17 protein-coding genes and 1 pseudogene are annotated in these 21,166 nt (G+C 64.1%); 10 read left to right on the top strand and 8 right to left on the bottom strand.

The window, feature by feature from the left end:
* Positions 1–292 precede the first annotated feature (292 nt).
* Positions 293–1,558, bottom strand: a complete 1,266-nt coding sequence (locus NP945_RS22510; RefSeq protein WP_127809605.1) for a TCR/Tet family MFS transporter — start codon at positions 1,556–1,558, stop codon at positions 293–295.
* A gap of 156 nt (positions 1,559–1,714) precedes the next feature.
* A complete protein-coding gene (locus NP945_RS22505; protein WP_256747550.1) occupies positions 1,715–2,614 on the bottom strand; it encodes a neutral zinc metallopeptidase in 900 nt (299 codons plus the stop codon).
* A gap of 187 nt (positions 2,615–2,801) precedes the next feature.
* Here NP945_RS22505 and NP945_RS22500 point away from each other — a divergent pair, with 187 nt between their 5' ends.
* Positions 2,802–4,871 (top strand): hypothetical protein, encoded by a 2,070-nt coding sequence (locus NP945_RS22500; RefSeq protein ID WP_256747549.1) that lies wholly within the window; start codon positions 2,802–2,804, stop codon positions 4,869–4,871.
* A 157-nt stretch (positions 4,872–5,028) separates the two neighbouring features.
* On the opposite strand, the gene NP945_RS22495 is transcribed toward NP945_RS22500, so the two are convergent.
* Together NP945_RS22495 and mntR are read right to left on the bottom strand one after the other, a co-directional pair.
* The gene (locus tag NP945_RS22495) at positions 5,029–5,217 is read right to left on the bottom strand and encodes a hypothetical protein (RefSeq protein WP_127321885.1); all 189 of its coding nucleotides are present in this window, start codon (positions 5,215–5,217) and stop codon (positions 5,029–5,031) included.
* A gap of 90 nt (positions 5,218–5,307) precedes the next feature.
* Positions 5,308–5,757 (bottom strand): manganese-binding transcriptional regulator MntR, encoded by a 450-nt coding sequence (gene mntR, locus NP945_RS22490; RefSeq protein ID WP_127271216.1) that lies wholly within the window; start codon positions 5,755–5,757, stop codon positions 5,308–5,310.
* A 232-nt stretch (positions 5,758–5,989) separates the two neighbouring features.
* On the opposite strand from mntR, the gene NP945_RS22485 reads away from it, so the two are divergent.
* From NP945_RS22485 to NP945_RS22475, 3 genes and pseudogenes are all read left to right on the top strand, one after another.
* Complete coding sequence (locus NP945_RS22485) at positions 5,990–7,354, top strand: Nramp family divalent metal transporter (protein WP_127271218.1); 1,365 nt, start codon at positions 5,990–5,992, stop codon at positions 7,352–7,354.
* 81 nt (positions 7,355–7,435) lie between these two features.
* On the top strand, positions 7,436–8,278 hold the full coding sequence (locus NP945_RS22480; protein WP_256747548.1) for a protein-L-isoaspartate O-methyltransferase: 843 nt from the start codon (positions 7,436–7,438) through the stop codon (positions 8,276–8,278).
* Between the two features lie 108 nt (positions 8,279–8,386).
* A pseudogene (locus tag NP945_RS22475) lies at positions 8,387–9,036 on the top strand (dihydrofolate reductase family protein).
* 346 nt (positions 9,037–9,382) lie between these two features.
* Here the strand turns inward: NP945_RS22475 and NP945_RS22470 are convergent.
* Positions 9,383–10,252, bottom strand: coding sequence for a LysR substrate-binding domain-containing protein (locus NP945_RS22470; protein ID WP_256747559.1), 870 nt, complete (start codon positions 10,250–10,252; stop codon positions 9,383–9,385).
* Between the two features lie 98 nt (positions 10,253–10,350).
* Between NP945_RS22470 and NP945_RS22465 the strand changes: the two genes are divergently transcribed.
* On the top strand, positions 10,351–10,950 hold the full coding sequence (locus NP945_RS22465) for a LysE family translocator (protein WP_256747547.1): 600 nt from the start codon (positions 10,351–10,353) through the stop codon (positions 10,948–10,950).
* Positions 10,951–11,270: 320 nt separating this feature from the next.
* Here NP945_RS22465 and NP945_RS22460 read toward each other — a convergent pair whose 3' ends face one another.
* Entirely contained in the window at positions 11,271–12,065 is a 795-nt protein-coding gene (locus tag NP945_RS22460; RefSeq protein ID WP_128363756.1) for an SDR family oxidoreductase, read from the bottom strand.
* Between the two features lie 207 nt (positions 12,066–12,272).
* On the opposite strand from NP945_RS22460, the gene NP945_RS22455 reads away from it, so the two are divergent.
* The gene (locus NP945_RS22455; protein WP_256747546.1) at positions 12,273–12,728 is read left to right on the top strand and encodes a MarR family winged helix-turn-helix transcriptional regulator; all 456 of its coding nucleotides are present in this window, start codon (positions 12,273–12,275) and stop codon (positions 12,726–12,728) included.
* A 24-nt stretch (positions 12,729–12,752) separates the two neighbouring features.
* Here the strand turns inward: NP945_RS22455 and NP945_RS22450 are convergent, their stop codons facing one another.
* Positions 12,753–13,931 (bottom strand): MFS transporter, encoded by a 1,179-nt coding sequence (locus NP945_RS22450; RefSeq protein ID WP_256747545.1) that lies wholly within the window; start codon positions 13,929–13,931, stop codon positions 12,753–12,755.
* A 199-nt stretch (positions 13,932–14,130) separates the two neighbouring features.
* Here NP945_RS22450 and NP945_RS22445 point away from each other — a divergent pair, with 199 nt between their 5' ends.
* From NP945_RS22445 to carB, 4 genes are all read left to right on the top strand, one after another.
* Positions 14,131–14,487 (top strand): helix-turn-helix transcriptional regulator, encoded by a 357-nt coding sequence (locus NP945_RS22445; protein ID WP_127260980.1) that lies wholly within the window; start codon positions 14,131–14,133, stop codon positions 14,485–14,487.
* A 76-nt stretch (positions 14,488–14,563) separates the two neighbouring features.
* Positions 14,564–15,328, top strand: coding sequence for a metallophosphoesterase (locus NP945_RS22440; protein WP_256747544.1), 765 nt, complete (start codon positions 14,564–14,566; stop codon positions 15,326–15,328).
* Between the two features lie 300 nt (positions 15,329–15,628).
* On the top strand, positions 15,629–16,423 hold the full coding sequence (locus tag NP945_RS22435; RefSeq protein ID WP_306283247.1) for an SH3 domain-containing protein: 795 nt from the start codon (positions 15,629–15,631) through the stop codon (positions 16,421–16,423).
* Positions 16,424–16,693: 270 nt separating this feature from the next.
* On the top strand, positions 16,694–20,185 hold the full coding sequence (carB, locus tag NP945_RS22430; RefSeq protein ID WP_256747542.1) for a carbamoyl-phosphate synthase large subunit: 3,492 nt from the start codon (positions 16,694–16,696) through the stop codon (positions 20,183–20,185).
* A gap of 147 nt (positions 20,186–20,332) precedes the next feature.
* Here carB and NP945_RS22425 read toward each other — a convergent pair whose 3' ends face one another.
* Complete coding sequence (locus NP945_RS22425) at positions 20,333–21,121, bottom strand: type I restriction enzyme HsdR N-terminal domain-containing protein (RefSeq protein WP_256747541.1); 789 nt, start codon at positions 21,119–21,121, stop codon at positions 20,333–20,335.
* Between the last annotated feature and the right edge of the window lie 45 nt (positions 21,122–21,166).

The raw sequence follows: 21,166 nt of genomic DNA, 5'->3' as shown, positions 1-21,166 counted from the left end.
CCAAGCGACTATTCGGTCGTGCGTGACAAAGGCGAAGATCCCAAGCTCATTGACGGTTGTAGCCGGAGGGGCAGCGGGCGACTTCGCCAAGCCTCGGGCCGGATGGCCATCCGGCCCGAGGCTCAATCGCTTCCATCGCACATAATCATCTCGTGCAGATACAAGGGGCGGCGCAAGCGTCAGGTACGATTGGCGCTTCACAGCGAACGCATCGGAATGTCCAAGCCACCGACCGGCCCTCGCTGGCTTCTGGGATGGCCCTCCCAGGTGAGCGCAATGCGGCTGTCATGGCTCACACCTGCGCTCCATCTTCGGCGACGCCGGCGGAGACATTTGCGCGCGCCGCGGGCCTCGCCACCTTGGTGACGAAGACGATGACCGCCAGCGTCAGAAAACATGCGCCGACCAGATAGGGCGCACCGCCGAAGGTCACCGGCGCGCTTGGCCCGGTGAACCAGGAAAAGATCGCCGTATAGAGCAGCGGCGTGATGATCGAGGTGATCGAGAAGATCGAGGTCATCGCGCCCTGCAACTCGCCCTGCGCCGAAGGCGGCACCTTGGCGGCGGCGAGGCTCCTCAGCGGCGGATCGGCCAGTGCTTCCAGACAGCCGACGACGATCACCGCATAGATCATCCAGCCTTGCGACGCGAAGGCATAGCCGAAAGCGCTGGCTGCCGTGAATGTCAGGCCGATGACCGCCGTCTTCCACTCGCCAAGCCTCGGGATCACGCGCGGCAGCACCGTCGCCATGACGATCGCACCGCACAGGCCGAAGGCGCCGAGCGAGAAGCCGATCTGCTGCTCGCTCCAGCCATAGCGGTAGCTGGAGACAAACGACCAGACCGCCGGATACATCATGTGTCCGAGCGTCATCAGGAAGAAGACAAGCCCGATCCAGCCGATGCCTTGATATTGGCGCATCTGCAGCAGCGTGCCGACCGGGTTGGCGCGTTTCCACTCGAAGCGGCGGCGATGCTTGTCATCGAGCGTTTCCGGGAGGAAAAACAACGCAATGAGGAAATTCACGAAGGCGAGCCCGGCGGCGAAATAGAATGGCACGCGCGGCCCGAACGTGCCGAGCAGCCCGCCCAGAACCGGCCCGATGACGAAGCCGACGCCAAACGCGATACCGAGCAGGCCGAAATTCTTTGCCCGGTTCTCATCGTTCGAGATATCCGCGATGAAGGCTGAAGTCGTCGAATAGCTGGCGCCTGAAATGCCGGCCAGCACACGCCCGATGAACAGCATCGGGTAGGACCAGGCGACCGCGCAGATCAGATTGTCGATGGAGAAGGTCAGCACCGATGCGAGCAGGATCGGCCGCCGCCCGAACCGGTCGCTCAAGCCACCCATGATCGGCGCGAAGACGAACTGCATCGCCGCATAGACGAAGAACAGCCAGCCGCCTTCGATCGCCGCGCCACTGATGCTGACCCCGGTCAATTCCCTGAGATAGGCCGGCAGCACCGGCATGATCATGCCGAAGCCGATAATGTCGAGCAGCAGCGTGGTGAAGACGAGCGCAAGGCCCCGTCTGGCGGTTTTGGGATCGATCATGCTGGGTCAAGCTCCTCTGCTCGCCCTCAGGCTTAGGCGGACGCAGCTTATAGGCGAGCTCGCGGCAAGGAACAATAAGGGAACAATCCGGATGCGTTCATCCTGACAGCCCCTGACGGCAACATCGCCGGCAGGTGAAGCTCGAAAACGGCCTGGTCAGATCGGCCCACTCAGCGTGTTGCACTCCGACAGCTTGCCGCTCTTGTAACCACGCGCCAGCCAGGTCTGCCGCTGCTGCGAGGTGCCATGGTTGAAGCTTTCCGGCACGACATAGCCCTGCGTCTTCTTCTGCAGCGTGTCGTCGCCGATCTGCTTGGCGGCGTTCAGCGCGCTCTCCATGTCGCCCTGCTCCAATATGCCTTTCTGCCCGGTGTAATGCGCCCACACGCCGGCAAAGCAGTCGGCCTGAAGCTCGATTCGCACCGACATCTGGTTGGCTTCGACCTCACCCATGCTTTGCCGCATCTGGTTGAACTTGGACATGATGCCGGTCAGGTTCTGCACGTGGTGGCCGACCTCATGCGCAATCACATAGGCGCGGGCGAATTCGCCCGAGGCGCCGAACTGCTGGTCGAGCTGCTGGAAGAAGGTCATGTCGAGATAGACCTTGTGGTCGCCGGGACAATAGAACGGTCCGGCCGCCGCTGAAGCAAAGCCGCAGGCCGAGCGGACCTGGCCGGAAAACAGCACCAGCTTCGGGTCCTCATATGTCAGCCCCTGCGATTTGAAGATCCCGGTCCACGTGTCCTCGGTCTCGGCCAGCACGGTCGCCACGAACTGCTTCATCTCATCATTGGCCGGCGTAGCAGAGCCGCTGTCCTCGGTAATCTGGCCGCCGCCGCCCGGCGCCAGTCCGCCGCCACCCAGGATCGTCGACGGATCGAAGCCGAAATACCATCCGGCCAGCACCACCAGGATGACAAGGAAGATGCTGCCGCCGCCACCGGTGCGGCCGCCGATCGGAATGCGGAACTGGCCACCGCCGCCGCCGAGCCCGCCACCGCCGCTGCGGTCGTCCTCGATATTGTCACTCTGACGACGGCCTCTCCAGAGCATGGCAACTCCTCGCGCTGCAAACTTCCCCGTTGTTGCGGGGCTCAACCCAACAAACAACTATCTCAATGGTTGCTCCAAGTCACAGCATTTTTCCAGACCGCGGCGGTTCTGGCATGACGGCCTCACCGCTCTGGCCGAGAGTGCGCAAGGCCTGTAGCATTGCTCGTGGATGGGGGATGTATTGGGCTTGAAGACGATCGGTTCGTTCCTGTCGCTGATTGCGGCGTTGTTTTGCCTCGGCACGCCGGTAGCCGGCGCGGTGACGCTCGATTCCAGCGTTGCCGTCACCGACCCCGCCACCTTGCAGGCATTGGAACGCGGCGGACTGTCGATCAGCCGCCTGCTGGGGCCAGCGCTCGGCCTGACCCGCGAGGTCGACAATCGCGGTCTGTTCTCGGTACCGGCTTTGGCGACGGTGCGCGACACAGTCAAGCAGCAGATCGCCGACGAGCCGAAGACCAGTCCGGACCCCTATGTCGCCGACATGGCCAGATCGAAGGACACCAGCCAGAAATTCAATCCAAAATACATCGACGACGACGGCTCGACGCTGGACCTCACCGGCGTTGTCAACCGCATGGACCGCGGCTATCTCGGCCACACCGAATGCGGCGAGACCCGGCTGATCTACCGCTTCCACTATTCGATCGCTGAAAAGCCGGTGAAGGGAAAGGCGGGCCAGCGCATTTCCTCGCGGCTGCCGTTGACCATGAGCCTGGTGTTCAACGCCAAACCCAGGCAGGCACAAGCGCGCGCCTCCAAGGATCTGCCAAGCGCCACCGATGTGTCCTGCGCCGATATTGCCCAGCGCTGGCTGGCAGCCGGAAAAAAGGACCTGCCGCCCGACCAGCTTGCCGCCTGGCTGCGCTCCGACGAGGGGCCGCTGTCGGGCGCCATGCTCAATTCGTCGCAGATCATGCGACTCGAACTCAACATGCAGGTGCTGCGCCTGTCTGCCTCGACGCGGCGCGATTTCGGCGGTCATGCCGAATACCTCCTGAAGATCTTCAAATGGGATCCGGCGACGTCCAGCTTCTATGAAGCGAAGATGGAAAACCAGATCGACCGCGCCACCGTGCTGGCCGACAAGCCGTCTTTCGCCAAATGGCTGCTCACCGACCGCAACATCTACGACCTCGACCATGGCCGGCTGGTCATCGATGAAAAATTCCTGGCCAGGAGCGCCGTCTCCGTCGCACCCGGCGGCCTCAGCCGGTCGCAGAACAACATCGTCTACGGGCTGGTCGACGACGCCGACATCGACAAGGCGCTGAAGGACTACGTCGCCAGGGGCAATACGCTCGCCACCATCAAGTCGGCGGCCGGCTTCAAATTGCGGCTCAACGAGATGAGCTGCACCGGTTGCCATCAGACGCATGGCATTGCCGGCTTTCATTACACCGGCGCCGATCCGGCCAGCGAGCCGCGCCGCAACGCCGTCTTCGTGCCGGGCTCGGCTGTGTTCTTCGCCGACCTGCCGCGCCGCCGCGCCATCGTCGAGCAGTTCGCCGCCGGCAGTCACCCGGACTTTACGCGCGGCTTCGCCGCCCGTCCGGACGCCAGATATGCCGAGGCGCTGAAAGGCACCGACCTCTACAATGGCTGGGGCTCGATCTGCTATCGCGGCGAGGACCCAAGTTTCAAGGACTGGACCTGCGGCACCGGCCTGCGCTGCGCTGGCGTCCATGAAAGCGCCATCCATCCGGGCTTCGGCACCTGCGTCAGCGAGGCCGGCACGGCCGTCGGCGACCCGGTCGAGTTCGGCGAGATCAGGATGTCGACCTGGGGCAACGACCAGTATTGCCGCCTCTCCCCGGCCACCGCCAAGGCCTGCGCCATCGACCCGGCGCGGGACAAGAAGCCGCCGGTCAAGCTCGCCGGCTATGGCGCGGCGCGCCAGCGCTACGACAATCCGCAGCAGAAGACCGGCGGCTTTCCCGGTGGCATGCTGCGCAAGGCGAGCTGCGACAAGCTTCCCGACGAGGCGACGTGCGGACGTCTGGCCAAGACCGGCTTCAACGACTGCATCGCGTCGGGCAAGGACCACAAATTCTGCACGAAGGAATTCACCAAGACCGCCGGCCTGCGCGCCTGCGACAAGGCGCATCCCTGCCGCGAGGACTATATCTGCACCGCAGGCTATGACGATCTGGTGCAGGCAAAAGCCGGCAAAGGCACCTGCATCCCGCCCTATTTCATCTTCCAGTTCCGCGTCGACGGCCACCCGCGCAGCTGGGTGCAGGATGTCAGGGAGTGAGGGAACGGTTTGCCGCAGGCAAATTGAAAGGTCCACTGGACCTTTCAAAAGGCTCGAACGCCCGCAGCCATAGCGGAGGGCGATAGACACTGCCGCAAGAAAGGACGTAAACCACGTCCAACAGCGGCCTTGGCCTGCAGCCAATCACGTCAGACGCCTAATCTTCCTGTTTGGCGCCGGCGCTCTTGCCGTCAGAGCTCTTCGACCGTTCCTCGAAACGCGCCGCGCCCTTTTTAAGCGGACGGCCGGTTTCCGCCTCGGTCTTGCGCTCGTCCCTCGCCGCCGCCTGTTTCAGTCCCGCGGCCGCCTGCTTGCCCTTTGCGGTCGGTGCTTGTTCGATGCCCATCGCTTCCTCCGTTCGCGCGACAAAACGCGCGCTGTCGGGAGCAACGTGCCCGGCGTGCGACGGTTCCGGCAGCGCCGGAAATCTGGCGGCTCAGCGCGCCGTCATCGCCTTGCGGAAAGCTTCCAGCGTCTCGGCGCTGACATGGTGCTCGATGCCTTCGGCGTCGATGCGCGCCGTCTCGGCGCTGACACCAAGCGAGCGCAAAAAGGCTTCCACCGTCTGATGGCGGATGCGGCTTTGCTCCGCGACCTTGCGGCCGGCATCGGTCAGGAACACGCCGCGATAGGGCTTTCTCGACACCAGGCCGTCGGCGCACAGCCTGGTCAGCATCTTGGCCACTGTCGGCTGGGCGACGCCCAGGCGTGCGGCGATGTCCACCTGGCGCGCCTCGTTGCCGTCTTCGATCAGGTCGGCGATCAGCTCGACATAATCCTCGACCAGCGCGCTGCGGCGCGCTTCGCGCTGCTGCCGGAAGCCCTCCGAATGAATTTCGGCGTCGAGCAGCGGCTCGCGCGGGACCGGTCTGTTCTTCAGCGCCAATACGCGCTCCTCCCAGGACTATTGCCATCCATGCTTTCATAGCACGGGCTCTGATTCTTCAGGCCGTTTATTTGCATTCCGCAACAGGTGCAACCGGACTTCCGATTGCGGGTTCGCCCGATACCGCCAGCAGAATAAAAAGCACCGACAATGAAATATAGCATATTGCATAATGTTGAGCCATGGCATAGCTTAAAGGAACATCGCCCAGTCTCCCGGAAAGCCCTCCCCCATGTCCGAAGTCGAAGCCACAGCCTCCCGTTCCTCATGGCGGTTCGCCAGGCCCGACGAGGACGAGGAGCCCAGCCTGCGCGAGGTCAACGCGTCGATCGCCGTTCCGAGTTCGGGGGTCTGGTTCCGCCGCCTGTTCGCCTTCATGGGTCCCGGCTACATGGTCTCGGTCGGCTATATGGATCCGGGCAACTGGGCGACCGACCTCGCCGGCGGCGCGCAGTTCGGCTACACGCTGCTGTTCATCATCATGCTGTCCAACCTGATGGCGATCCTTTTGCAGGCGCTGGCGGCACGACTCGGCATCGCCACCGGCCGCGACCTCGCCCAGGCCTGCCGCGCCTACTATCCCCGTCCAGTCAACTTCGTGCTGTGGATTGCCTGCGAACTGGCCATCATCGCCTGCGACCTGGCCGAAGTCATCGGCACCGCGATCGCGCTGCAACTTCTGTTCGGCATTCCGCTTATCGGCGGCGCCATGCTGACGGCGCTCGACGCCTTCCTCGTGCTGCTGCTGATGAACAAGGGCTTCCGCTATCTCGAAGCTTTCGTCGTCGCGCTGCTGATCATCATCTTCAGCTGCTTCGCCATCCAGATCTTTGTCGCCGCCCCGCCGGCCGGCTCGATCCTGCATGCCATGTTCGTGCCATCGTCGCAGATCGTCACCAACCCGGAGATGCTCTACATCGCCATCGGCATCATCGGCGCCACCGTCATGCCGCACAATCTCTATCTGCACTCCTCGATCGTGCAGACCCGCGCCTATGAACGCACCGAAAAGGGCAAGCGCGACGCCATCAAATGGGCAACGACGGACTCGACCATCGCCCTGATGCTGGCTTTGTTCGTCAATGCCGCGATCCTGATCGTGTCGGCGGTCGCCTTCCACAACACCGGCCATCAGGATGTTGCCGAGATCGGCCAGGCTTTCGAGCTGTTGTCGCCGCTGCTCGGCCTTGGCATCGCCTCGATCCTGTTCGCGGTGGCGCTGCTGGCGTCCGGCCTGAACTCGACGGTGACCGCAACGCTTGCCGGCCAGATCGTCATGGAGGGTTTCCTGCGCCTGCGCATCCCCAACTGGGCACGCCGGCTCTTGACGCGCGGCCTCGCCATCATCCCGGTGGTGGTCGTCACCGCGCTCTATGGCGAAAAGGGCACCGGCCAGTTGCTGGTGTTCAGCCAGGTGATCCTGTCGATGCAGTTGCCTTTCGCGGTCGTCCCGCTGGTGCAGTTCGTCTCCGACAAAAAGAAGATGGGCAATCTCGCCATTCCGCGCGGCGTCGCCGCCCTTGCCTGGGTAGTCGCCGCGGTCATCCTGGGGCTCAACTTCAAGCTGCTCTACGACACCATGTTCGGCATCGGCTAAGCTCCGCTTCGAAAATCGACTACCGTGCGCAAAGGGTAGTCTCGCGACAAATCGGCAATCCGCGCTATGTTGTCCCGCAGCATGGCCCAGATCGAAGACATCAGGAAATTCTACGCGCGGCTGCTGGTCGCCCATGCCGGCTCGCCCGACCCACGCCTGGAAGCGGCTTTCGCCGAGGTGCCGCGCGAAGCGTTTCTCGGTCCCGGTCCGTGGACGGTCATCGCCGGCAACGGCAAGGTCACGACGCCGAGCGCCGACCCGGCCCATGTCTACCAGAACGTGCTGGTGACGCTCGACGACGACAAGGGCATCAACAATGGCGAGCCCTTCCTGCATGCCATGTGGATCGGAAAGCTTGCGGCTAAACCTGGCGAGGCCGTCACTCATATCGGCGCCGGCACCGGCTACTACACCGCCGTGCTGGCCAAGCTGGTTTTACCAGGCGGCACCGTCACCGGCTTCGAACTCGACGAAAAACTGGCCGATCTGGCGCGCAAAAATCTCGAAGCATATGGCAATGCAACGGTCGTCCATGGCGATGCGGTGACGACGCCCCTGCCGCCATCCGACATCATCTACGTCAATGCTGGCGTCGCAGCGCCACCAGCAGGGTGGCTGAAGGCGCTGCGGCCCGGCGGCCGCATGATCTTCCCCTGGCGCCCGGCCGAGCGCGTCCCGCTGGCGGTGATGGTGATCCGCACCGAAAAAGGCTTCGCCTGCGATCCGTTCATGCGGTCGTGGTTCATTCCCTGCGTCGGCGCCTCGCTCGCAGACTCAGCGTCGAGGATCCCGACGCGCGAGCAGGCCGCGCGCAGCCGCTCGATCTGGCTGGTCCAGGACAGGGCGCCGGACGACACCGCCACCGCCATATCGGGCGATGTCTGGTTCTCGTCGGAAGATCTCCACCCCGGGCCTCGCAAATGATGGTGGTTTACCAAAATTTCATATGTCCTGTCGGACCGGTGGCTCGTCGCCCGTCCTTGGGCTGAAGTCCGGCCACGACGGCGTGGACCGAAGAACGGGAGCATTGGAATGAGAAAGATCATCTCTGCGACATTCGTCAGCCTCGACGGCGTCATGCAGGCGCCCGGCGGCCCGCAAGAGGATCCGGTCGGCGGCTTCAAGTTCGGCGGCTGGACCTTCCATTATTTGACGAGGCGGGGGGCGCGGCGATGGATGAACTGTTCTCCAAGCCTTTCGCCCTGCTGCTCGGCCGCAGAACCTACGACATCTTCGCCGCCTACTGGCCGTATCAGAAAGATTCGATCGCGGATGCCTTCAACCCCGCGACCAAATATGTGGCGACGCATCGGCCTGACACCCTCACCTGGCAGAACACGCAATCGCTCGGGCCTGATATCGTTGCGGAGTTGCGCCGTCTCAAGCAGGAGGATGGCCCTGACCTGCTCATCCAGGGATCTGGCGATCTGATCCAGACCTTGCTCGCCAACGGGCTGATCGACGAAATTCGGCTGATGATCTTCCCGCTGTTGCTGGGCAAGGGCAAGCGGCTGTTCGGCGACAGCGCGATGCCGGCCGCCTTCAAGCTCATCAAGTCGCAGGCAACCAGCACCGGCGTCATCATGGCGACCTACGAACGATCAGGCGAGATCAAGGTCGGCTCGTTTGTCACAGGGGAGCCATCCGAGGCCGAGCTCGAACGGCGCAAGAACTGGAAGTAGCAGGACCTGGGTTCCTCGCCCCACGATGAAAGATCGACCCCCACTCCGTCTCGGCTTCGCCGAGCCACCTCTCCCCCGATCGACGGGGTAGAGGAAAGGCGCGAGCTTTAGAAAGGTTGGCTCCCTTCCTCTCCCTCCGGAGGGGGGAGAGGTGGCGCTGCGAAGCAGCGACGGAGTGGGGGAAGCCGCTCGTCAATCGCGCCGCCGCCGCAAGACAGACATACCCGACCAGCAAGAAAACTGTCACCCATGCTATCGGTCCATTCTGTTACCTATCTATCCGGTTCGGACAACTCGACACCTCTCCCCCGATCGACGGGGGAGAGGAACCCAAGTTCTGCCTGGCTCAAGCAGCCACCGGCCGCCGCGCCAGGCCATCGCGGATGTGCCGCGCGAATTCCTGCGCGGCCGGCCCGACACCGTGCCTCGGCAGATGCAGATTGATGGCAAAATTCGGCAGCGGCGGCAGGCCGGACTCCGCTGGCAATATGTCGAGATCCGCCGGCACGGTTGTGGCCAGCCAGGCGGTGACGGCGAGGTCCGACCGCACCGTCGCCGTCGTCGCGTCGATGTTGCCGTTTTCGAACACGGTGCGCCACTCCAGCCCGTGCTCACCGAGCGCCGCCAGCACCGCCGGGCGGAAGGCGCAGGTGTCGGCGACGATCGAGACCGGCAGCGGCCGCTTGGCGCGGGCAATGCCGCCCTTGGCACCGACCCAGACCAGCCGGTCGATGGCAAGGCACTCACCGGCCGACGGGCCGACGCGTTCCTCGATCACCGCAAGGTCGATGGTCCCGGCCGCAAGGGCGGCCGCCAATTCCGGCGACGAGGCGCAGACCAGCGATATCTCGACCTGCGGATAGGTCTCGGCATAGGTCTTCAGCACCGGCGCCAGCAAGGTGCCGACAAGGTCGTAGGGCACGCCGAGCCGCACCTGGCCGGCCACCAAAGTCCCAGCCATCTCGGCCCAGATCTCGTCATTCAAGGCCAGCAACCGCTTGCCCCTGCCGAACAGCTGTTCACCGGCGCGCGTCAGCCGCAAGCCGCGCCGGTCGCGCGTAAACAGGCTGGAGCCGAGCGCCTCCTCCAGCCGCTTGACCTGCTGGCTGACAGCACCTTGCGTCAGGTGCAGCGCATTGGCCGCCGCCGTCATGCTGGCCTTGTCGGCGACGGTGATGAAGGTGCGGATCAGCGCCATGTCGAGATTTCGGATCATGGGTGGCATTATCTATCCTAATGCTGATCATGGCAAACATTGCATTTACTGAAGTTCGCACGCAGCTACGATCGCAGCCCTCTGACAGAGGACGCCGCATGCTCGAGCCCATTCTCCCACTCATCCTTTTTGCCATCGTCGCCACCACCACGCCCGGCATCGCCACGACCCTGTCTACGGCGTCCGGCGCGCAGTTCGGCTTTCGCCGTTCCGTGCCCCTGCTGGTCGGCAGCGCCGCCGGCCTCGCCACCGTCACGGGTGCCGCTGCCGCCGGGCTTGCCGGTCTGCTGCTTGCCGTGCCTTCGCTGCAACTGGCCATGAAGGTCATCGGCTCGCTCTATCTCCTCTGGCTGGCGATCAAGATCGGCCGCAGCGGACCGCCCAATCTGGATGTGAGCATGGCCAGGCCGAACAGCTTTCTGGGCGGCGCCGGCATTCAATGGATGAACCCGAAAGGCTGGGCGATGGGACTGGGCGCCGCGGCTTCGTTCGCGGCATTGGCCAGCGGACCGGTGCAGCTCGCGCTGCTGCTCGGCGTCACCTTCGGCCTCGCGGCCGCCGCCTCGCTTTCACTGTGGTGCGTGGCCGGCATGGTGCTGGCGCGGCTGCTCAAGACCGAATGGCAATGGCGCGCGCTCAACATCGTGCTGGCACTGGTGCTGGCCGCCTCGATCATTCCGATGTGGCGGACGGTGTAGGGACGCGGCGGCCTTGCAGAACCTGGGGCTTGCCCCAACAAAGCTCTTATGCGGCGCTGGTCGACCCCCACTCCGTCTCGGCTTCGCCGAGCCACCTCTCCCCCGATCGACGGGGTAGAGGAAAGGCGCCAGGCTTTTTGCCGTCAACGCTCGTCCAGCAAAGCTCCCTTCCTTTCCCTCCGGAGGGGGGAAAGGTGGCGCTGCGAAGCAGCGACGGATTGGGGGAACCACGTGGCAATCAAGCCTCACACCGATCAGTCACGCCAGTCACAGAAGATGTGTGCATAGCGTAGCGACAGAGCGGGGGACAGAGGTGGCCCTCAAGCCGCGTAGCGGGCCGCCGGCTTGTCGGCGTGCAGGCTGCCGTAGAAGGCCTGCCGGGCACCGAGGAAAATGTCCAGTTTGGCCGGCTCGGCGAGCGCCGGCACGGTGACGGCTTCACCCCTGGCAAGGCCGACAAGGGCCGCATCCACCATATCGTCGGCGCTCATGATGATTTCCTTCGGAAGCTGGTCGATATCGCTGCCGGCAAGCTCCCAGAAATCCGTCCGTGTCGCGCCCGGCAGCACCACCTGCACCTTCACCTCCGTACCCTCGACCTCGCGGTGCAGAGCCTCGGTGAAGTTGACGACATAGGCCTTGGTACCGCTGTAGATGCCGCCGAACGAGGTCTCATAGGCGAGCACCGAGGCGATGTTGACGACCGCACCTCGGTTGCGCGCCAAAAACCCCGGCAGCACGGCACGGGTCAGCCGCGTCAGGGCGATGACATTGACCTTGATCATGCGTTCGGCAGCGTCCGCATCGGCGATTGCCACCACGGACTGGCCGCCAAGGCCGGCATTGTTGACCAGCAGCGTCACGCTGTCGTCGCTGGCGATCGCCTGTTCGACGCGGCGGACGTCGCCGTCGTTGGAAAGGTCGGCGCTGATCACGCTGACCTTGCGGCCATAGGTCTGGCGCAGCTTCCCGGCCAGTTCCTCCAGCCGGTCGGCGCGCCGCGCCACCAGCACCAGATCGTAGCCCTGCCCCGCCAGCCGGTCGGCATAGACCGCGCCGATGCCCGACGAAGCACCGGTGACGACCGCCGTGCCCTTGTTGCCCTGTCCACTCATTGTCCTGTTCCTTCTTCGACTGATCTGGTTCGTTTCGACTGACCCGGCGCCGTGGCATCTGCCGCGCTACCGAAAGCCGCTTGATTGATTTAGTGGCATATACCACTAATTGGGAAGTAGGCATATGCCACTATCTTGTCAATGATACGGACGGGGATTATTTGAGGGTAGCAGCCGGAGCTTCATTCGCCGGCGCCAAGGACCATCATGTCAAAGGACAGCTTGCCCGGCCTCACGCTCTGCAACAACGCCGCGCTGCGCCGCGCGGCGCGCAAGCTCGGCAAGTTTTATGATGATGTGGTGGAGCCGTCAGGCCTCAAGGCGACACAGCAGGGCCTGCTCTACCAGATCCATATCGGCGACGAGCCGGCGATGGGGGCCATCGCCGCGTCGCTGATCATGGACCTGTCGGCGCTCGGCCATACGCTGAAACCACTGATCCGCGACGGCTATGTCGAGACCTTCGCCGACCCGGACGACCGCCGCGTCAAGCGTGTGCGGCTGACGCCGCAGGGGCTGGCCAAGCTCGAGGCGGCGATGAAACTGTGGCAGATCGCCCAGCAGCGTTTCGAGGATGTCGTCGGAAGGGACAAGGCTGAAAAGCTGCGCGCGGCGCTGGATGACGTCGCCGCGCTCGATTTCGATCTGCCGCCGGCCAGCTGAGCCGGCCAACGGCTTTCAAAGAGATCACTCGGCAGGCATCTCTACAGGCCGAGCCGCCCGGCGGCCGGCCACCACGATGCCAAGCCCGATGATCGGGAAGATCGCGGCGACCAGGCCGAGATCGGCCGGCGCACCGTAGCGCAGCACGGCGCCACCGACCACGGCGCCCAGCGCCACGCCGAGATAGAGCGCCGAGGCGTTGAGCGACAGCACGATCGGGGCGGCGTCGGGCGCCAGCTTGATGATGCGGCTGGCCTGCGCCGGCGGGAAGGCCCAGCCGACGATGCCCCACGGCACCATCATCGCCATCAGCGCCGGTCCGGCAATGTGCGGCGGCAGAAAGGTCGGGATGACCGACAGCAGGACCAGCATGCCGGCACTCAGCGCCAACGACCAGCCGACGGTGCGGGTCGCGCCGAACCGGTCGGCAGCCTGGCCGCCGCCAATGTTGCCGATGACGGCGCCGACGCCGAAGGCGAGCAGCATGCCGGGCAGCGCGATCTGGCTGAGACCGCCGCCCTCGATGGCAAGCGGCGCGACATAGGCAAAGACGGTGAAGGCGCCGATCAGCGCCAGCACTGTCGTCAACAGGATCGGCATCACGCCGGGACGCAGCGCTGCCGCCAGCCTGCGCTTCAAGGGCAGCCTGGTGCCAACGATGCCCCGCGGCAGCCGGTACCACAGGATCGCGCCGGCAAGCGCACCAAGGCCGGCGATGGCAAAAAAGGTTCCGCGCCAGCCGGCAACGGTGGCAACGAGCGCGCCCAGTGGCGCACCGAGCGCAACGGCCACAGTGGTGCCGCCGACGACGACGGCGATGGCACGCGCCCGGTGATGATCATCGACCAGCGCCACCGCCGTGCCTTGCGCTGTTGCGGCGAACAGGCCCGACGACAGCGCCATGACGATGCGCGCGACCAGCAGCAGTTCGAAGGAGGAACTCAAGGCAGCGGCGATGTTGCCGAGCACGAAGAACACCAGCGTCCACAGGATGACGCGGCGCCGGTCCCACTCGCCTGTCAGCGTCGCCAGGATCGGCGTGCCGATCGCATAGGCGAGCGCGAAGGCGGTGATCAGCGTGCCGGCCAGCGGAATGGAGATGCCGGCATCCGCCGCGATGTCGGGCAGAAGGCTGGAGATGACGAAGCCTTCGGTCGAGATCGTGAACGATCCGAGCGCAAGCCAGAAAAGGCGCTTGTCCATGGCGGGATGTCCTTAGTTCAAAAGTTATTGAACAATTGGACATAATAGGGCATCATGTCAATGAAGCCAGGGAAAAATAGCTTAACCTTCCTGACAGCCCTGTGTCAGCACAGGTCGGCGCGAGACGGAGAAAGGCCGCGTGCGGGCCAACAATGATGGATGCGTTGAAATCGGACCCGACTGTGCTTAGTTTCGAGCCATGACCTTGCCACACCCCAATACGGACCAGATCAGCCTGCCGATCGTGCTTGGCGTGCTCGGCGACCCGACCCGGCTCGCCATCGTGCGCTATCTCGCCAGCAAGCAAGGCGTGCCGCTGAACTGCAGCCAGTTCCTCGATTTCGGCTCGAAGACCAATCTGAGCTACCACCTGGCCAAATTGCGCGAGGCCGGCGTCACCCGCGCCGAGGTGGTCGGCACCAACCGCATGATCACACTGCGCCGCGCCGATCTCGACGCCCGCTTCCCCGGCCTGCTCGACAGCGTCATCGCCGCCGCCGGCGACGATCCGGCACTGCCGGCGGTCGGCGGCCACGACATCGAAATCCACGCCTGACCTTGCAGAACTTGGGTTCCTCGCCCCACGGACGTGGGCAAAAGGAAAAGCGGCGTCACACAGGAGCCTTCCGAAAATGCGCATCGCCGTACTCGCCGATATCCACGGCAATGTGCTGGCGCTCGACGCCGTGCTTGATGACCTTCGCCGGCGCGGCGGCGCCGACCTGACCGTCAATCTCGGTGACAGCGTTTCCGGCCCGCTCTGGCCACGCGAGACGTTTGCGCGGTTGGAGGCGCTGAACCTGCCGACGGTGCGCGGCAACCACGACCGCCGTGTCGCCGCCGACCCCGCTGATGACACCATGTGGCCCTCCGACGTCTATGCGCAGGAGCGGCTGACCGAGGCACAGCGCCAGGTGCTTTTCGCCCAGCCGCTGACGCTGGAGATCGCACCCGGAATCATCGCTTTCCACGCCCGTCCCGACCATGACGAGAAATATCTCGCCGATACGATCGTCAATGGCCAGCTGGTGCGCGCGCCGCTGGCGGCGATCCGGCGGCGGCTGAAGGCGCTCGACCCGGCTTGCCGCATCGCGCTGTGCGGCCACAGCCACCGCGCGGAACTGATCCGCGTCCCCGATGGTCCCGTCATCTTCAATCCGGGCAGCATCGGCTGCCCTGCCTATGACGATTCCACGCCGCCGGCGCATGTCTCCGAGCAGGGCTCGGCGCATGCGCGCTACGGCATCGTCACCTTGGGCAGCAACGGCCAGCCCGACCGCTTCGAGGCCATCGCCGTCGACTACGACCACGAGGCGGCCGCCAGGCAGGCCGAACAGGCGGGCCGGCCGGAATGGGCTCACGCGCTCAGAACCGGGTTCATGCCCCTGCCCGGCTGAACGCTCTTGCGTTCATGCCCGGCTGAACGCTCTTGCGCGTTCACGCCCGTCCAGCTGAGCTGCCTCACGGCCCGGCGGTCCGGGTTGAGGCTGGCGAAACGGCGAGCCGAATTTTCGGGCTTACATGGCGCCGCGTCGTCCCTTATAAAACCGGCCGGGCTTGCGGCGGGCTCGATCCGCCGCGGCACGGTATCAGCGCACGGCCAAACGATGAGGCGCACAGTTACGCTCCGAACAACCCTCCATGCGCTGATTGCGGCTCCGCTGTTGATGACGGCGTGGCCGGTGATTGCCCCCGCTATGGCTGAAGAGATGGCCCAAGAGGCGCCGGAGCTCGTTATCTCCGTCGTCACCGGCCTGGCGCCGGACGACCTTCTCAAAGTCCGCACCACCGCGTCGCCGGTCGCCACGGTCGAGGCGCGGCTGAGCAGCGGCGACATGGTCACCAATCTCGGCTGCAACGACATCAACGGCTACAAATGGTGCAAGGTCGAAAGCACGGGCAAGGAGAAGCTGAGCGGCTGGGCGCCGGCGCGCTATCTCATCCCCCTCAATCCGGCCCCCTATGTCGAAGGCGAGACAAGACCGGCCGATGCGCCGGTGGTTGCCTCCACCGGCAGCGCCAATGACGCCGGGCACGCCTTGGCGCCGGATCAATCGCAGGCTACTGGCTCAGCCAACAGCACGCCGGTCCCGCCGCCCGACCTGACGGCGCGGCTTGGCGGCGCCGGCCCGGCAGCCGAAAGCACGCCAAAATCCGCCGCCGAAATCGGACGCGCCGCCATGCAGGATGCGTACGTACTGGCGCTGGCGGCGCCTGACGTCTCGCCGGATCCCGAGATTCCCTGCGCCCGCTATGTCGGCCAGCCAATGGAGCGCTGCAAGGTCAACGTCGTACGCACCGCCGACAAGGCAGACGTCACGATCACCTGGCCCGATGGCGGCACGCGCGTCATTTCCTTCCGCGGCGGCCGGCCGGCCGGTTCCGACGCACCCGGCGACTTCCGCTTCACCCGCGAGGGCAGCCTCAACATGATCCGCATCGGCGACGCCGAGCGGTTTGAAATCACGGATCAGCTGGCGCTGGGGAATTAGAATTTATGGGAGTAAGGGAGTAGGGGAATAAGGGAGTATGTTTGGAATGCCTTCGAACCCACCCTACTCCCCTACTCCCCTACTCCCCTACTCCCCTACTCCCCTACTCCCCTACTCCCCTACTCCCCTACCTCGCATTTTCGGGGTTACATCAGTCAAAACTCTTCCCTATAAGGCCCTCCTAGCCTGATACCAGAATCGCGAGCACAACCGGCCGGGTCTTCCCGTCCCGGTTTTTTGTGCAAGCCGCCCGCCGAACGGACCTTTGACATGCCAAGACGCACTGACATCAAGTCGATCCTGATCATCGGGGCCGGCCCCATCGTCATCGGCCAGGCCTGCGAGTTCGACTATTCCGGCACGCAGGCCTGCAAGGCGTTGAAGGAGGAAGGCTTCCGGGTCATTCTGGTCAATTCCAACCCGGCCACCATCATGACCGACCCGGAACTGGCCGACGCCACCTATATCGAGCCGATCACGCCCGAAGTGGTCGCAAAGATCATCGCCAAGGAGCGGCCCGACGCGCTGCTGCCGACCATGGGCGGCCAGACCGCGCTAAACACCGCTCTGTCGCTGCGCCGCATGGGAGTGCTCGAGCGCTACAATGTCGAGATGATCGGCGCCGATGCCACGGCCATCGACAAGGCCGAGGACCGCGCGCTGTTTCGCGAGGCGATGAAGAAGATCGGGCTGGAAACGCCGAAGTCGATGCTGGCCAACGCCACCGACGTCAAGAACACCGACCGCAAGATGCATGAGGCCGAACGCGCCGCCGTCAAGGCCGAGGCGCCTGCCGATCTCGACGCCGCGCTTGACGCGCTGGAAACCCGCTGGAACCTCGGCGAAGGCGACCGCAAGCAGCGCTACATCAGCCATGGCATGGCGATCGCAGCACAAGCGCTCGACCATGTCGGCCTGCCCGCCATCATCCGCCCGTCCTTCACCATGGGCGGCACCGGCGGCGGCATCGCCTACAACCGCGCCGAATTCTACGAGATCGTCCAGTCCGGCCTCGACGCCTCGCCGACCACCGAAGTGCTGATCGAGGAGAGCGTGCTCGGCTGGAAGGAGTACGAGATGGAGGTCGTCCGCGACAGAGCGGACAATTGCATCATCGTCTGCTCGATCGAGAACATCGACCCGATGGGCGTGCACACCGGCGACTCGATCACCGTCGCCCCGGCGCTGACGCTGACCGACAAAGAATACCAGATGATGCGCAACGCCTCTATCGCGGTGCTGCGCGAGATCGGCGTCGAGACCGGCGGCTCCAACGTCCAGTTCGCCGTCAACCCGGCCGACGGCCGCCTGGTGGTCATCGAGATGAACCCGCGCGTCTCGCGCTCGTCAGCACTTGCCTCCAAGGCGACCGGTTTCCCGATCGCCAAGATCGCGGCAAAGCTCGCCGTCGGCTACACGCTGGACGAGCTGGAGAACGACATCACCGGCGGCGCGACGCCAGCCTCCTTCGAGCCGTCGATCGATTACGTGGTGACAAAAATCCCGCGCTTTGCCTTCGAAAAATTCCCCGGCGCCGAGCCGGTGCTGACCACCGCCATGAAGTCGGTCGGCGAAGTCATGGCCATCGGCCGCACCTTCCAGGAATCGCTGCAGAAGGCACTGCGTGGACTTGAGACCGGCCTCACCGGTTTGGACGAGATCGAGATCCCCGGTCTTGGTTCCGCCAACCATGCCGACGACCGCAACGCCATTCGCGCAGCCCTGGGCACGCCGACGCCCGACCGGCTGCGCATGGTGGCGCAGGCGATCCGCATGGGCACCTCGCTGGAAGACGTGCACGCCATGTGCAAGATCGACCCGTGGTTCCTCGAACAGATCGCCGGCATCGTCGCCATGGAAGCCCGCATCCGCGAGCACGGCATTCCCGAGGATGCCGTCAACCTGCGCATGCTGAAGGCCATGGGCTTCTCCGATGCCCGCCTCGCGTCGCTGACGAAGACCGATGCCGAAGTGATTCAGAAAGCTCGCGAAAAGCTCGACGTTCATCCTGTTTATAAGCGCATCGACACCTGTGCGGCCGAGTTCGCCTCACCGACCGCCTACATGTACTCGACCTATGAAGTGCCGTTTGCCGGCGCGCTGGCCAACGAGGCGCAGGTCTCATCGCGCAAGAAGGTCGTCATCCTCGGCGGCGGCCCCAACCGCATCGGCCAGGGCATCGAGTTCGACTATTGCTGCTGCCACGCCGCCTTTGCGCTGCGCGACGCCGGCTATGAAGCGATCATGATCAACTGCAACCCGGAGACGGTCTCGACCGACTACGACACCTCAGACCGGCTCTATTTCGAGCCGCTGACGGCGGAAGACGTGCTGGAGATCCTGCGCGCCGAGCAGGCGTCCGGAGAGCTGGTCGGCGTTATCGTCCAGTTCGGCGGCCAGACGCCGCTGAAGCTGGCGGATGCGCTGGAGAAGGCCGGCATCCCGATCCTCGGCACCTCGCCCGACATGATCGATCTGGCCGAAGACCGCGACCGCTTCCAGAAGCTGCTGCACAAGCTGAACCTCAGCCAGCCAAAGAACGGCATCGCCTATTCGGTCGAGCAGGCCCGCCTCGTCGCCGGCGAACTCGGCTTTCCGCTGGTGGTGCGCCCGTCCTATGTGCTCGGCGGCCGCGCCATGCAGATCATCCATGACGAGAGCATGCTGCAATCCTATCTGCTCGACACCGTGCCCGGCCTGGTACCGGAGGACATCAAGCAGAAATACCCCAACGACAAGACCGGCCAGATCAACACGCTGCTGGGCAAGAACCCGCTGCTGTTCGACACCTATCTCAGTGGCGCCATCGAGGTCGATGTCGACTGCCTGTGCGACGGCAAGTCGACCTTCGTCTCCGGCATATTGGAGCATATCGAGGAAGCCGGGATCCATTCCGGCGACAGTGCCTGCTCGCTGCCGGTGCACTCGCTGCCTTCCGAACTGGTCGACGAGCTGGAGCGCCAGACGGCGGCCCTTGCGCGCGCGCTCAATGTCGGCGGGCTGATGAACGTGCAGTACGCGATCAAGGACGGCACGGTCTATGTGCTGGAGGTCAACCCGCGCGCGTCACGCACCGTGCCCTTCGTCGCCAAGACCATCGGGCGGCCCATCGCGAAAATCGCCGCCCGCATCATGGCCGGCGAAAAACTGGAAGACGCCTTCGCCCATTACGGCGCCATGCCCGACCCGCGCAATCCCGGCCACATCGCGGTCAAGGAAGCCGTGTTCCCCTTCGCCCGATTCCCCGGCGTCGATATATTGCTCGGACCGGAAATGCGCTCGACCGGCGAGGTCATGGGCCTCGACCGCGATTTTGCGCTGGCCTTCGCCAAGAGCCAGCTGGGGGCCGGCGTCGACCTGCCGCGCTCCGGCACACTGTTCGTCTCGGTGCGCGACGAAGACAAAAAGGGCATCTTGCCGGCGGTGAAGCGCCTCGCCGGCCTCGGCTTCAAGGTGCTGGCCACCTCAGGCACCGCCCGCTTCCTCGCCGAAAACGGCGTCGACGCCCAGAAGATCAACAAGGTGCTGGAAGGCCGCCCCCACATCGAAGACGCCATCCGCAACCGCCAGGTCCAGATCGTCTTCAACACGACGGACGGCCAGAAGGCGGTGTCGGACTCCAAGTCGCTGCGCCGCGCCACGCTGATGCAGAAGGTGCCGTATTACACGACGCTGTCGGGTGCGGCCGCGGTTGCTGAGGCGATTGCGGCGCTGAAGGCGGGGAGCCTGGAGGTTCGGCCGCTGCAGGAGTATTTTGCCTGAGGTGATTAGCTCCCTTCTCCCCGTTCAACGGGGAGAAGATGCCGGCAGGCAGATGAGGGGCGCTGTCCCGCCGAGGCTGCGTGCTGTGGCATCGCTTAAGCCTGGACACCACGATTTCTGTTTTAATTGTAAACAGAAAACCGGCAGTCAGTTCGAGACATCGACAACAACTGCTTTCGCAACTTTGTTCTTCGCTCTCTCCAGCTTGTTTAATGCTTTACGCATCCTGGCCACAGCTTCTTTCGCCTTGTCGCCTTCAACCGTGTCACGCTTGATCACCTCATTTTCGATGAGCAGCGATAGGTTCTCGTTGCCGACCTTGATGTCTGGAAAGAGCTTACGGATTTCCCTGCGCACCACCGAAATCACTGCCTCGGAACGGATGATCGCGGAAACGGTAAACTTGTTAAACAGCTGGGCCTGCTGATGAAAGGCATCCATTGCATCCGTCGTCAGCCCTTCCTTAGCAAACAGGAAGAGGCACTGCAGATGATCCTCATTCTTGGGATTCATGTCGGCAAGGACAATGCGACAAACTTCTTCGTGGCTGATCTGATTTGCCACGTAGATACGGACCAGCCGCCATTCGACCGCATTGGTCAGGATCACCCAGTGAATGCCTTGATGAGCCCCGTAGTCGATGACTTGCCGTAGATGATTGTCGGCAAGCCCGCTGCCAGCTGATTTCACTTCGACGAGCAGCCGCAGTTTTCCACCAATCTTTATAGCAAGATCGCAGTATGTGGATTTGATCTGATGTTCTGATGTGAGTTCGTCATATTTGTCGTAGCCAAACACCTCGGCCAAAATGTCCTTGATCAACGTAACCGTGTCGGCCTCCGCCACGTCGGATTTCTGCTGAGCCAGCGTGATCCGTTGATATTTCTTGAGATTCGACGCTACACGTTCGACGAATTTCTTCGGCAATTTGTTCAATGACTCGCCCTCCCTATCCCCAATATGAATTGAGGACGAGTTTAC

Origin of the sequence: Mesorhizobium sp. LMG17149 (genome assembly GCF_024518695.1) — a bacterium.
GTDB lineage: Bacteria > Pseudomonadota > Alphaproteobacteria > Rhizobiales > Rhizobiaceae > Mesorhizobium.
Note: the sequence above shows the minus strand (reverse complement) of the source record. Positions and strands in the feature narration are given on the sequence as shown.